This window comes from Neobacillus camarae (assembly GCF_054950115.1).
The window spans coordinates 1,235,345-1,248,355 of the sequence record NZ_JBUCKX010000002.1; the positions used below are offsets into that span (position 1 = coordinate 1,235,345).

12 protein-coding genes are annotated in these 13,011 nt (G+C 46.2%); all 12 read left to right on the top strand.

The genetic code is table 11. From position 1 onward, the window contains the following. Nucleotides 1-60: 60 nt before the first annotated feature. Complete coding sequence (uvrB, locus tag ACY8D0_RS13465; protein WP_462411009.1) at nt 61-2,040, top strand: excinuclease ABC subunit UvrB; 1,980 nt, start codon at nt 61-63, stop codon at nt 2,038-2,040. A 7-nt stretch (nt 2,041-2,047) separates the two neighbouring features. Next, nucleotides 2,048-4,921: an excinuclease ABC subunit UvrA gene (uvrA, locus tag ACY8D0_RS13470; RefSeq protein ID WP_462411010.1), complete on the top strand. Its 2,874-nt coding sequence runs from the start codon at nt 2,048-2,050 to the stop codon at nt 4,919-4,921. Nucleotides 4,922-5,050: 129 nt separating this feature from the next. Continuing rightward, nucleotides 5,051-5,365, top strand: a complete 315-nt coding sequence (locus ACY8D0_RS13475) for a magnetosome magnetite crystal formation protein family (RefSeq protein WP_462411011.1) — start codon at nt 5,051-5,053, stop codon at nt 5,363-5,365. Between the two features lie 79 nt (nt 5,366-5,444). Then, complete coding sequence (locus ACY8D0_RS13480) at nt 5,445-6,554, top strand: DUF4097 family beta strand repeat-containing protein (protein WP_462411012.1); 1,110 nt, start codon at nt 5,445-5,447, stop codon at nt 6,552-6,554. A gap of 12 nt (nt 6,555-6,566) precedes the next feature. Next, a complete protein-coding gene (locus tag ACY8D0_RS13485) occupies nt 6,567-6,935 on the top strand; it encodes a phage holin family protein (RefSeq protein ID WP_462411013.1) in 369 nt (122 codons plus the stop codon). Between the two features lie 156 nt (nt 6,936-7,091). After that, on the top strand, nt 7,092-8,027 hold the full coding sequence (gene hprK, locus ACY8D0_RS13490) for an HPr(Ser) kinase/phosphatase (RefSeq protein ID WP_462411014.1): 936 nt from the start codon (nt 7,092-7,094) through the stop codon (nt 8,025-8,027). Between the two features lie 20 nt (nt 8,028-8,047). Continuing rightward, entirely contained in the window at nt 8,048-8,863 is an 816-nt protein-coding gene (gene lgt, locus ACY8D0_RS13495; protein ID WP_462411015.1) for a prolipoprotein diacylglyceryl transferase, read from the top strand. A gap of 41 nt (nt 8,864-8,904) precedes the next feature. After that, nucleotides 8,905-9,849, top strand: a complete 945-nt coding sequence (locus ACY8D0_RS13500; RefSeq protein WP_462411016.1) for a nucleoside recognition domain-containing protein — start codon at nt 8,905-8,907, stop codon at nt 9,847-9,849. Further along, on the top strand, nt 9,842-10,486 hold the full coding sequence (ppaX, locus tag ACY8D0_RS13505; RefSeq protein ID WP_462411017.1) for a pyrophosphatase PpaX: 645 nt from the start codon (nt 9,842-9,844) through the stop codon (nt 10,484-10,486). The genes ACY8D0_RS13500 and ppaX overlap by 8 nt, the downstream gene beginning before the upstream one ends. A 4-nt stretch (nt 10,487-10,490) precedes the next feature. Then, the gene (locus ACY8D0_RS13510) at nt 10,491-11,033 is read left to right on the top strand and encodes an acyltransferase (protein WP_462411018.1); all 543 of its coding nucleotides are present in this window, start codon (nt 10,491-10,493) and stop codon (nt 11,031-11,033) included. A 179-nt stretch (nt 11,034-11,212) separates the two neighbouring features. Further along, a complete protein-coding gene (locus ACY8D0_RS13515; protein WP_462411019.1) occupies nt 11,213-12,385 on the top strand; it encodes an ATP phosphoribosyltransferase regulatory subunit in 1,173 nt (390 codons plus the stop codon). Further along, complete coding sequence (gene hisG / locus ACY8D0_RS13520) at nt 12,378-13,007, top strand: ATP phosphoribosyltransferase (RefSeq protein WP_462411020.1); 630 nt, start codon at nt 12,378-12,380, stop codon at nt 13,005-13,007. Before ACY8D0_RS13515 ends, hisG begins: the two co-directional genes overlap by 8 nt. Nucleotides 13,008-13,011: the final 4 nt, after the last annotated feature.

Consider the following 13,011-nt stretch of genomic DNA (forward strand, 5'->3'; position numbering starts at 1 on the left):
ATTCTCATACTGGAAAAGTGCCCGTTAAAGGGTGGATTTTATAGACGGGAGGAACCATTTGTGAAGGACCAATTTGAGTTAGTTTCCAAATACTCACCTCAAGGGGACCAGCCGGAAGCTATCCGGCAGCTGGTCGAAGGTGTCAATAACAACAAACGTTATCAAACCCTGCTCGGTGCGACCGGAACAGGGAAAACATTTACGATATCAAATGTCATCAAAGAGGTGAACAAACCGACTCTGGTGATTGCCCATAACAAAACATTAGCCGGACAGCTCTACAGTGAGTTTAAGGAATTCTTCCCGAACAATGCCGTGGAGTATTTTGTCAGCTATTACGACTACTACCAGCCTGAAGCCTATGTACCTCAGACCGATACTTTCATTGAAAAGGATGCCAGCATCAACGATGAAATCGATAAACTGAGACACTCCGCGACATCTTCCCTGTTTGAACGGAAAGATGTGATTATCATTGCCAGTGTATCCTGTATTTACGGACTCGGTTCACCGGAAGAATACCGCGAGATGGTGCTGTCGCTCCGGACGGGAATGGAAGTGGAACGGAACCAGCTGCTTCGTAAATTGGTTGATATCCAATATGAACGGAACGATATTGATTTTAAACGGGGAACGTTCCGGGTCCGCGGTGATGTCGTTGAGATTTTCCCGGTATCCCGCGATGAACACTGCATACGGGTTGAATTTTTTGGCGATGAAATTGACCGAATCCGAGAAGTAGACGCACTCACCGGGGAAATTATCGGCGAGCGTGACCACGTCGCCATTTTCCCGGCTTCCCACTTCGTAACAAGAGAAGAAAAAATGCGTTTGGCGATTGAAAATATTGAAAAAGAACTCGAAGAACGGCTCACCGAACTGAGAGCGGATGAAAAACTACTAGAAGCGCAGCGCATTGAACAACGGACCCGTTATGATCTGGAAATGATGCGGGAAATGGGCTTCTGCTCAGGGATTGAGAACTATTCACGCCACCTGACGCTCCGCCCTGCAGGCTCCACTCCTTATACCTTGCTCGACTTCTTTCCGGAGGACTTCCTTCTTGTCATTGATGAGTCCCATGTCACTTTGCCGCAAGTCAGAGGAATGTTTAACGGAGACAGGGCCAGGAAACAGGTGCTGGTAGACCACGGGTTCCGTTTGCCGTCCGCCATGGATAACCGGCCGCTGATGTTCGATGAATTTGAAAAGCATATCCACAATGCCATCTTTGTCTCGGCTACTCCTGGACCATTTGAATTGGAACACACACCCGAAATGGTTGAGCAGATTATCCGTCCGACAGGATTGCTCGATCCAATCATTGAAGTTCGGCCAATTGAAGGACAAATCGATGATTTAATCGGAGAAATCCAAGACCGGGTTAACAAGAATGAACGTGTGCTTGTGACGACACTGACGAAAAAAATGTCCGAGGACTTAACGGACTACTTGAAGGAAATCGGCATTAAAGTCCAGTATTTGCACTCGGAAGTAAAAACGCTTGAGCGAATTGAAATTATCCGTGAGCTTCGTCTTGGCAAATATGATGTGCTCGTCGGAATCAACCTGCTCCGGGAAGGCTTGGATATCCCGGAGGTATCGTTAGTTACCATACTGGATGCTGACAAGGAAGGCTTCCTCCGTTCTGAACGGTCGCTGATCCAAACCATTGGCCGGGCGGCGCGGAATGCCAACGGTAAGGTCATCATGTATGCGGACCGCATGACGGATTCGATGGAGAAAGCTATCAGCGAAACAAAGCGCCGCCGTGAAATTCAGGAGGAATACAACCGCAAGCACGGAATTACGCCACAGACGATTCAGAAAGAGATTCGGGAATCCATTCGGGCGACTCATGCTGCGGAGGACCAAGAGGAATACAAACCAACGGCAGCATTCGGCAAAATGAACAAAAAGGAACGGGAAAAACTGATTGCCGATATGGAAAAAGAAATGAAGACAGCGGCAAAGGAGTTAAACTTCGAACGGGCCGCCGAGCTTCGTGATTTAATATTGGAATTGAAAGCGGAAGGATGACGAAACAATGGCGATGGAAAAATTGATTGTCAAAGGCGCCAGGGCCAATAACTTAAAAAACATTGATGTCACCATTCCGAGAGATAAGCTTGTTGTATTAACGGGACTTTCCGGTTCAGGAAAGTCCTCGCTCGCGTTTGATACGATTTATGCGGAGGGGCAGCGCCGGTATGTCGAGTCCTTATCGGCGTATGCCCGGCAGTTTCTCGGCCAAATGGATAAACCGGATGTCGATACAATAGAAGGATTATCACCTGCCATATCGATTGACCAAAAAACTACCAGTAACAACCCGCGGTCAACGGTTGGCACGGTGACGGAAATTTATGATTATTTAAGATTATTATTTGCTAGAGTAGGACATCCCACCTGTCCAATCCATAATATCGAAATCTCCTCACAAACCATTGAACAAATGGTCGACCGGATTCTCGAATATCCGGAACGGACGAAAATGCAAATCCTTGCCCCGGTCATTTCCGGACGCAAAGGGCAGCATGTAAAAGTTTTCGAAGAAATAAAAAAGAAGGGCTTTGTCCGCGTGCGCGTAGACGGGGATATGCTCGACTTGAGCGAAGACTTCGAATTGGATAAAAATAAAAAACATTCCATTGAAGTGGTAGTCGACCGGATAGTGGTAAAAGAAGGAATTGCCGCACGTGTGGCCGACTCCCTTGAAACCGCGCTCGACCTTGGCGAGGGAAAAGTGATTGTCGATGTCATTGGGCAAGAAGAGCTGATGTTCAGCGAGAACCATGCCTGCCCGATTTGCGGCTTTTCCATCGGGGAACTGGAACCGCGGATGTTTTCGTTCAATAGTCCATTTGGGGCCTGTCCGGAATGTGACGGGCTGGGGTCCAAACTGGAAGTTGACCTTGACCTTGTAATCCCCAACAAAGACCTCTCATTAAAACAGCATGCGATTGCCCCTTGGGAGCCGACCAGCTCACAATATTATCCGCAGCTGTTGGAAGCGGTCTGCGGCCATTACGGCATCGATATGGATATCCCTGTAAAGGATATACCGGGCCATCTACTTGATAAAGTCTTATATGGGTCGGGAAATGAAAAAATTTACTTCCGGTACGACAATGATTTTGGGCAAACCCGCGAAGGCTATATCCAGTTTGAGGGCGTCCTTCGCAATGTGGAGCGCCGCTATAAAGAGACCAGCTCTGACTTTATCCGGGAGCAGATGGAAAAATATATGGCCCAGCAGCCTTGTCCAACCTGTAAAGGACACCGTTTGAAAAAAGAGAGCCTTGCCGTGTTAGTCAACGGTCATCATATTTCCCATGTCACCGACCTTTCGATTGGAGAAGCCATGCAATTCTTTGACGTCCTGGTGCTCTCTGAAAAAGAAACGCAGGTCGCCAGGCTGATTTTGCGTGAAATCAATGAGCGGCTTGGTTTCTTAATAAACGTAGGACTTGATTATTTAACTCTTAGCCGAATGGCCGGGACCCTTTCCGGGGGAGAAGCCCAACGGATTCGGCTGGCTACTCAAATCGGATCCAGGCTGACCGGCGTGTTATACATTTTGGACGAACCATCGATTGGCCTTCACCAACGGGATAATGACCGTCTGATTGAAACCTTGCAAAACATGCGGGATATCGGCAATACCTTGATTGTCGTCGAACATGATGAAGACACGATGCTGGCAGCCGATTATTTGATTGATATTGGGCCAGGTGCTGGAGCGCATGGGGGTGAGGTCATCGCTGCGGGAACACCGGAGGAAGTAATGGCCGACCCGAATTCGCTGACGGGGCAGTACCTGTCTGGCAAAAAATTTATCCCGCTGCCACTGGAACGGCGCAAACCGGATGGCCGTTATATCGAAATCAAAGGAGCGGCAGAAAATAATCTTAACAATATCAATGTGAAATTTCCTTTAGGTATGTTCATTGCCGTCACAGGGGTATCAGGTTCTGGAAAAAGTACCTTGATTAATGAAATCCTCCACAAGTCTCTGGCCCAAAAGTTGAACCGGGCCAAGATGAAGCCGGGGCAGCATAAGAGCATTAAAGGCCTTGAGCAGCTGGAGAAAGTCGTGGACATCGACCAGTCGCCAATCGGGAGAACCCCGCGTTCCAACCCGGCCACCTATACCGGCGTGTTTGATGATATCCGTGACGTGTATGCGGCAACGAACGAGGCCAAAGTCCGCGGTTATAAAAAGGGCCGTTTCAGTTTCAATGTCAAGGGCGGCCGTTGCGAGGCGTGCAAAGGTGACGGGATTATCAAAATTGAAATGCACTTTTTGCCGGATGTTTACGTTCCTTGTGAAGTATGCCATGGCAAGCGTTATAATCGGGAAACATTAGAGGTGAAATACAAAGGAAAAAATATTTCTGAAGTCCTCGATATGACCGTTGAGGAAGCGCTGAAATTTTTTGAAAACATACCAAAAATCAGCCGGAAGATCCAGACAATCTATGATGTCGGCCTTGGCTATATGAAGCTTGGCCAGCCTGCCACGACCCTTTCCGGGGGAGAGGCGCAGCGTGTCAAATTGGCATCCGAACTGCACCGCCGGTCCACAGGCAAAACGTTCTATATCTTGGATGAACCGACGACCGGACTCCATGTCGATGATATATCAAGGCTGTTGGTTGTCCTCCAACGTTTAGTTGAAAATGGGGATACTGTGTTGGTGATCGAGCACAACCTTGACGTGATTAAAACTGCTGATTATCTCATCGATCTGGGTCCAGAAGGCGGCGATAGGGGAGGAACCATTATTGCGACAGGGACTCCCGAAAAAGTAGCGGAAGTACCAGAATCTTATACAGGCAAATATTTGAAACCAATTCTGGATCGGGACAGGTTGCGCATGCAGCAGCAAATCGAACAGAAAAGCGCCATAAATGCATAAGTGAAGGGAGAGCTGATATCCAACGAAAGGTTATCAGCTCTTTTTTGGTATAATGTGCCTATTTTTTATGAAAGACAGCGAAACTTAAAACTTCCTCATCCGTAAATTAATGGATAAGGGGGAGATCCAATGGATAGTAGAAAAATACTTTCGAGTTTGTGTTATTTTAGTATATTTTTTGCCGGTTTTATTTTTCCGCTGGTGGTTTTATTGGCCAGCAACGATGTCATTACCAAGCAGCATGCAAAAAAATCATTGCTGTCCCATTTGATACCACTATTCTGTTTGCCGCTAATCGCATTAATTTTCATTTTTGAATTTGTCGGCCTGGGAAACGACATACCGGTATTTTCCATCATCAGCATGGCGGCTCTTGGTATTATTTCTCTCATCGTAGTCATTTGGAACATTGTTAAAGGCGTAAAGGTGTTACTTTCTGAATAGAAATACTAATGATGAATCATGAAGCCGGGGATTGCGGTGGTCCAAAAGGAATAATTTTTAACACGATGGGGTGGAAAAAATGAAAGAGGAACGCAAGCGGATTTTAAGAATGGTCGAAGAGGGTAAACTGACAGTGGATGAAGCATTAACCCTGCTGGAGGAACTGGAAAAGGATCAGAAAACCATGGAGCAAAAGCAAGAACAAATCATGAATGAGCTTTCCACTGCTGTCCAGTTCCAAGAATACAAAAAGGAAGACCCCTTTAATGCCAAGTTTCAATCAACGAAAGAAAAGATTTTTGAATTCGTGGACTCAGCCCTCAAAAAAATCAAAGACATGGATTTTGATTTGAATTTTGGCCAATCCATTGATATATCCCATATTTTTCAACATGGGAATGCGGAAGTAAGGGACGTGGACATCGATATTGCCAACGGTTCCGTCCGACTTTCCGCTTGGGACCAACCGGACGTTAGGGTGGAGTGCCAGGCGAAGGTTTACCGGGTGGAAAACCAAGACCAGGCACGGGACACTTTTCTTCGGGATGTCGTTTTTTCCCTGGAAAGCGGACGGCTGCGTTTTGTGACCCAGCAAAAATGGATAAAGGTGGATACCGTTATCTTCCTTCCAATGGCTGATTTTAATAAGGCGAGAATCAGGTTATTTAATGGCTCTGTAACCGGCAGCGGCCTCAATGCCAATGAATTGCGGGTTAAAACCGCAAACGGAAAAATCAATCTCGAAGGGATTAACGGGAAAAAGGCGGAAGTGGAAACCGCGAACGGGAAGATTTCCGTTACCCATAGCCAATTCGATGAACTTGCGGCGGAAACCATTAATGGCGCAATTTACCTGAGAGGCGATTTTAAAAAGACCGAAGCCATTTCGTTCCATGGGGCCATAACAGCTGCCCTGGATGATACCCGAAGTGAGTGGCTCCATGCAAAGACCACAACGGGAACCATTGACTTGTCGCTTCCGGAAAATACACCGGTTAAAGGGGAGCTAAAGACGAACCTTGGGGGATTTAATCTTCAATTAGTCGGTGTCCAAATTCTTGAAGAAAAAAGCGAAATGATCCAAAAGTCATTACGATTCCAATCTATCGACCAGCCTGACACTGGTTTGAAAATCTATGGAGGAACGAAAACAGGTTCTATTACGCTTAAAAAATCATTGAATCAGTAGGAGTTTTTGTGCATGAGGTGGTTAATTGGGTGTTTCATCAATGCAGTATTGTTTATGGCATTTGCAGGATATTTTCATGAAAGTTTTTACCTGACTGGTTTTTGGTCTGCGTTCCAAGCCAGCATCCTGTTATCCATCTTAAATATTTTGGTCCGCCCGCTGTTAATCGTATTTACCCTTCCGGCCACTGTTTTAACAATGGGGTTGTTTCTATTTGTTATTAATGCGATTACGCTGGAGTTGACCGATTATTTTATGGGTGATGCTTTCGAGATTGACGGGTTTGGTATGGCCTTGTTTTTTTCCATACTCATGTCATGCATTAACATCATTATTCAAAAAACACTGCTGGAGCCATCCAGGTCTTCTAAACGAAAATGAAAAAGGTGCTTCCGTGAAATCGGGAAGCGCCTTTTTTCTATTTTCCATGAACGAAAGTATGGTTCTTGTTTAAAAAATGTTAAAATAGGAGGTAATTGTTGAAAACCGATGGAAAATCAATGAATACCGTTTTCCATGATAAAAGGAGGGGCCCTTTTGCCTAAAGTACGTACCAAAGATATTCTCGAAAAATTTCAGCTTGAATTGATTAGTGGAGAAGAAGGTATTAACCGCCCAATTACCACCAGTGATATTTCACGGCCGGGGATTGAAATGGCTGGTTACTTTGAATACTATCCGGCAGACCGCATCCAATTGCTGGGGAAAACGGAGCTTTCCTTCTTCTCCCGACTGCCTGAGCGGGAAAAACTGTCAAGAATGCAGCAATTATGCATGGATATTACACCGGCGATTATCGTCACAAGAGGATTGGAAGTGCCGCCTGAACTTATCGAAGCCTCCGAGCAGGAGTCTGTTCCCGTTTTAAGGGTGCCAATGAAAACGACCCGTTTTTCCAGCCGACTGACCAACTTTTTGGAAAGCAAACTGGCACCGACCACTGCTGTCCACGGTGTATTGGTGGATGTTTACGGGATTGGCGTACTGATTACTGGGAAGAGCGGTGTGGGTAAAAGCGAAACGGCTTTGGAATTGGTAAAACGCGGGCATCGGCTTGTGGCGGATGACTGTGTGGAAATCCGCCAGGAAGACCAGGACACATTAGTGGGAACCTCCCCAGAACTCATCGAACATTTATTGGAGATTCGCGGGCTGGGAATTATCAATGTCATGACATTATTTGGTGCTGGTGCTGTTCGAAGCAATAAGCGGATAACGATGGTCATGAATTTGGAAATATGGGATTCTAAAAAACAATACGACCGCCTTGGACTTGATGAAGAGACCATGAAAATCATTGATACTGAGATTCCTAAGCTGACGGTTCCGGTTCGACCTGGACGAAACCTTGCCGTCATTATTGAAGTGGCAGCAATGAATTTTCGATTAAAAAGAATGGGCGTGAATGCTGCCCAGCAGTTTACAGACCGGCTTTCTGATGTCATTGAAGACGGCGACCATGATGAGCTGTAGTTAAAAGGGGAGAGACAGATATGAACGAAAACATTCAGCCGCTAAATCCAATTGCCTTTTCACTGGGCCCGATTGAAGTCCACTGGTATGGGCTCATCATTGGCACCGGCTTGGCTTTGGCGTTGTTTTTGGCGATACGTGAGGAAAAACGGCGCGGGCTGCCAAAAGATACCTTTGCTGATTTAATGTTATGGGCGATTCCCATTGCCATCATTTCAGCGCGGATTTATTATGTCATTTTTGAATGGGACTATTACCAAAGCCATCCTGGTGATATCGTGAAAATATGGAATGGCGGCATTGCCATTCACGGTGCCCTGATTGGCTCCGTCCTGACTACCTTTGTGTTTAGTAAAAAACGGGGGATTTCCTTTTGGAAGCTGGCCGACATTGCCGCGCCAAGCATTATTCTTGGACAGGCTATCGGCCGCTGGGGAAATTTCATGAACCAAGAAGCGCATGGCGGCGAGGTGACACGTGCGTTTTTGGAAAACTTGCATTTGCCTGATTTTATCATTAATCAAATGTATATTGATGGCACCTATTATCATCCGACCTTTCTGTATGAATTTATCTGGGATTTTGTCGGATTTATCCTGCTGCTCTTGCTTCGCCGCGTGAATTTGCGCCGTGGGGAAACATTTTTATCCTACGTTATTTGGTACTCGATCGGCCGGTACTTTGTCGAAGGCTTACGGACCGATAGTTTGATGCTAGGGAGCCTGAGAATGGCACAGGTCATTTCTATTGCCCTCATTTTGGCTGCCATCAGTATCATGGTTTACCGCCGGGTCCGGAACACTTCCAAGGCACATTATTTGGATTTGGAAAACTAACGTAGAGAGAGAAAACAATTTTTAAAAGGGGATTTGGGGAAATGCTGTTTGGTTCATTGAAAAAAGGGCTGCTGGTCGGTCTTAAAACAACATGGACTTTGGGGAAAATCATTTTCCCGGTTACGTTAATCGTGTCCATCCTGCAGTACACCCCTGTTTTGCCATGGGTGATAAAACTAATTTCCCCAATGATGAAGCTGATCGGCTTGTCTGGGGATGCGGCGATACCCCTTGTGCTCGGGAACTTTTTAAACCTGTACGCCGCGATTGGAGCGATTCTAACGCTTGATTTATCGGTAAAAGAAGTGTTTATCTTAGCCGTTATGCTCTCGTTTTCCCACAATTTGTTTATCGAGTCGGGCGTTGCCATGAAAGCTGGAGTTAAATTGTGGATTGTGCTTGTTACCCGGCCTGGTCTCGCAATTGTTTCCGCTGTTGTCATTAATCTTGTCTGGCATGGCGGCGGGGATGCCGCTAAATATGGCTTGATAGACTCAAATATGGAGCAGGCGTCAGGGTGGATGGGGATTATCCTCCAATCGCTAGAAAAAGCAGGACTGGGAATCCTCCAGATGGCAATGATTGTCATACCGTTAATGATGGTCATCCAAATATTAAAAGATATCCAATGGCTGAATAAATTTTCACGGGCAATGGCTCCGGTCACCAAATCATTGGGCATGCAGGAGAACACATCCACGACGATGGCAGCCGGCCTGCTTTTTGGCCTAGCTTACGGAGCGGGTGTCATGATTCAGGCCGTGCAAGAAGAAGGGGTCAGCCGGAAGGACGTAACTCTGGCATTCATTTTCCTTATGGCTTGCCATGCGGTAGTGGAGGACACGCTGATTTTCGTACCTCTTGGAATTCCTGTGCTGCCCTTGTTTTTAATCCGCCTGAGTGTGGCCATCGTGTTAACCCTGATTGTCGGTACAATTTGGAAACGCACGGGCCTGTTAAAAAGAAAGGAAGCAACCTATGACTAACAAGATTACCACCTTATTATTTGATTTGGATGGAACGTTAATTGATACCAATGAGTTAATTATTACTAGTTATCTGCATACACTTGAAAAATTTTTCCCGGGGAAATATACCCAAAAGGATGTTTTGCCCTTTATGGGACCAACGCTTCATGAGGCGTTTGGCAGTATTGACCAAGAACGTGTGGAGGAAATGATTGAAGAATACCGGACCTTTAACATCGCCAATCATGATGCACTGGTCAGGGAATTTGCCGGTGTCCATGATACCCTTAAGAAGCTCCATGAAAAAGGGTTTAAGCTTGGGATAGTGACAACGAAACGTCTCGATGTGGCCATGAAAGGGGTCCGGTTAATGAATTTGGATCCGTTTTTTAATGTGGTCATTGCCTATGACCATGTAATAAAGACCAAGCCTGATCCGGAACCAATCCACAAAGCATTAGAGAAGCTGAATTCAACCCCTGATGAGACCATCATGGTCGGTGATAATTTTCATGATATTCTCGGCGGGAAAAATGCCGGAACAAAAACCGCGGGTGTCGCGTGGGCATTTAAAGGACGGGATTACATAGCAAATTACGAACCGGACTACATCCTGGACCATATGACCGATTTATTAAAAATTGTCGGGGTGTGAGAAGATGAGAAAGACGACCCGCTATCCTGTTGAAGGGGCTAACTCTTTGTGGCATGTCTACAAGACAGTGCCGTTTTGGAAGGTCGTGAAAAATTTTATCGTGATTGAGCTTGCCCGCTATACCCCGTTTTTGGGCATGAAAAACTGGCTATACCGCACGTTCCTTGGGATGGAAGTCGGCAGTCAGACGTCCTTTGCGCTCATGGTCATGCTCGATGTGATGTTTCCGGAAAAAATCAGCGTGGGCAAAAATACGGTCATCGGCTATAATACAACGATTCTGGCTCATGAGTATTTGATTAGGGAATACCGGCTAGGGGAGGTCAAAATCGGCAGCGAAGTGATGATTGGCGCCAATTCTACCATTCTCCCCGGGGTCACAATCGGGGACGGCGCCTTTGTGTCAGCGGGCACGCTGGTCCATAAGGATGTTCCCGCCGGAGCATTCGTGGGGGGAAACCCCATGCGGGTGATTTACACGAAGGAGCAGCTGGCCGAACGCTGGGCAGATGACCCGATTTATGGAAAAACAACTGCTAATCAATAAGCCTTGTCATGGTTTGACGAGGCTTTTTTCGTAAACACAGTTTGGATGTAATCTATTGATAATCGAGTATTTTCAGACTTTTTCATTGACGGACAGTTAAATAAGGTTTAAACTACTACTATTAACTTTAATCCTCTAATATATTAGCAGACTAAAGCGTATGAAAAGGATGAGCAGGGATGAGTCGCTTGTTTATGTTTGAAAAGCCATTGGGAATGCGGGACACGCTTCCTGAACTATATGAGAAAAAGCATCGGGTCCGGTCACAAATGGCGGACACCATGAGGCAATGGGGTTACGAATTTATGGAAACCCCGACACTCGAATACTATGAAACAGTCGGCGCAGCGTCCGCGATTAACGATGCCCAGCTATTTAAATTGCTTGATAAAGACGGCCACACTTTGGTCTTACGGCCTGATATGACAGCGCCCATCGCTAGGGTTGCTGCTTCCAAACTTTTAGACGAAAATCTTCCCGTCAGATTAGCATATAGTGCCAATGTGTTTCGCGCCCAGCAGCGTGAAGGCGGACGGCCAGCAGAATTCGAGCAAATCGGGATTGAATTTTTAAATGACCAAACCGTTTCTTGTGATGCAGAAGTCATTGCCCTATTGATTTCTTCGTTAAAGAGAGCGGGATTATCGGAATTTCAGGTATCCATTGGCCATGTGGGCTTTGCCCAAGAGCTATTTATGCAAATCCTCGGGACAAACGGCCGGGCCACAGCCTTGAGAAAATTTTTATATGAAAAAAATTATGTCGGTTACCGTGAGCAGATTAACTCTTTTCAGTTATCGACCATTGATAAGCAAAGGTTACTTAAGCTGCTCCAATTAAGAGGAAGCGGCGAGATTTTCGGCAATGCTTTGGACATCATTGAAAATGACAAAGGCAAACAGGCCATTCTCGAACTGCAAGAACTTTGGGAAGTCATCAAGGATTATGGTGTCGAAGACCATGTGAAGTTCGACCTGTCCATTGTCAGCCATATGAGTTATTATTCTGGGATTTTATTTGAAGTATATGCCGGAAACGTCGGCTTTCCAATCGGGAATGGCGGCCGCTATAGCTTAATAGAGAAGTTTGGAAAAAAAGCCACCGCAACCGGGTTTGCCGTAAGAGTCGATATGCTGCTTGAAGCACTGGGCGGCGGGCCGCTGCAAGAAGCCACTCATTGTATCTTGTTCAGTCAAGAACGCCGAAAGGAAGCCTTCCAATTAGCACAAAGCCTGCATGAGCAAGGCAAAAAGGCTGTGCTTCAGGATATTACCGGTGTCAATGACCTCGATGCGTTCACCAAAAAATTTGCCGACACTACTTATCTGATCGGAGGGCGTAAAGATGACTAACGTACTGACGATTGCCATGCCAAAAGGGCGTATCTTTGAAGAAGCGGCGGAAATGCTGCGCAAAGCTGGTTACAAGCTGCCCCCTGAATTTGATGATAACCGCAAATTAATTATCGAAGTTCCGGAGGAAGGCTTGCGGTTCATCCTGGCCAAGCCGATGGATGTCGCCACCTATGTGGAACATGGAGTGGCGGATGTTGGCATTGCCGGTAAAGACGTGCTTCTCGAGGAAGAGCGGGATGTTTACGAACTGCTTGATTTAAAAATCAGCAGCTGCTATCTGGCTGTCGCCGGGCTTCCCAATACCAAAATGAATGAGGTGGCCCCGAGGGTTGCCACGAAATATCCGAAAGTGGCCGAAGCCTATTTCCGAGAGCAAGGGGAGCAGGTGGAAATTATTAAGCTAAACGGTTCCATCGAACTAGCCCCCATGATTGGACTCTCCGACCGAATTGTCGATATTGTGTCGACAGGGAGAACTTTGAAGGAAAATGGGCTGGTCGAATATGAAAGAATTCAAGAGGTTACATCCAGGTTAATTGTTAACCCCGTCAGCTATCGAATAAAAGATACACAGATTGATGAATTAGTAGAACGTCTTCATGAAGTCGTGGAGGTTTAATCAT

What these genes read in the sequence shown, in the direction of transcription:
- uvrA (WP_462411010.1), top strand. Translation starts at nt 2,048, where the DNA reads ATGGCGATGGAAAAATTGATTGTCAAAGGCGCCAGGGCCAATAACTTA.
- ACY8D0_RS13475 (WP_462411011.1), top strand. Translation starts at nt 5,051, where the DNA reads ATGGATAGTAGAAAAATACTTTCGAGTTTGTGTTATTTTAGTATATTT.
- ACY8D0_RS13480 (WP_462411012.1), top strand. Translation starts at nt 5,445, where the DNA reads ATGAAAGAGGAACGCAAGCGGATTTTAAGAATGGTCGAAGAGGGTAAA.
- ACY8D0_RS13485 (WP_462411013.1), top strand. Translation starts at nt 6,567, where the DNA reads ATGAGGTGGTTAATTGGGTGTTTCATCAATGCAGTATTGTTTATGGCA.
- lgt (WP_462411015.1), top strand. Translation starts at nt 8,048, where the DNA reads ATGAACGAAAACATTCAGCCGCTAAATCCAATTGCCTTTTCACTGGGC.
- ACY8D0_RS13500 (WP_462411016.1), top strand. Translation starts at nt 8,905, where the DNA reads ATGCTGTTTGGTTCATTGAAAAAAGGGCTGCTGGTCGGTCTTAAAACA.
- ppaX (WP_462411017.1), top strand. Translation starts at nt 9,842, where the DNA reads ATGACTAACAAGATTACCACCTTATTATTTGATTTGGATGGAACGTTA.
- ACY8D0_RS13510 (WP_462411018.1), top strand. Translation starts at nt 10,491, where the DNA reads ATGAGAAAGACGACCCGCTATCCTGTTGAAGGGGCTAACTCTTTGTGG.
- ACY8D0_RS13515 (WP_462411019.1), top strand. Translation starts at nt 11,213, where the DNA reads ATGAGTCGCTTGTTTATGTTTGAAAAGCCATTGGGAATGCGGGACACG.
- hisG (WP_462411020.1), top strand. Translation starts at nt 12,378, where the DNA reads ATGACTAACGTACTGACGATTGCCATGCCAAAAGGGCGTATCTTTGAA.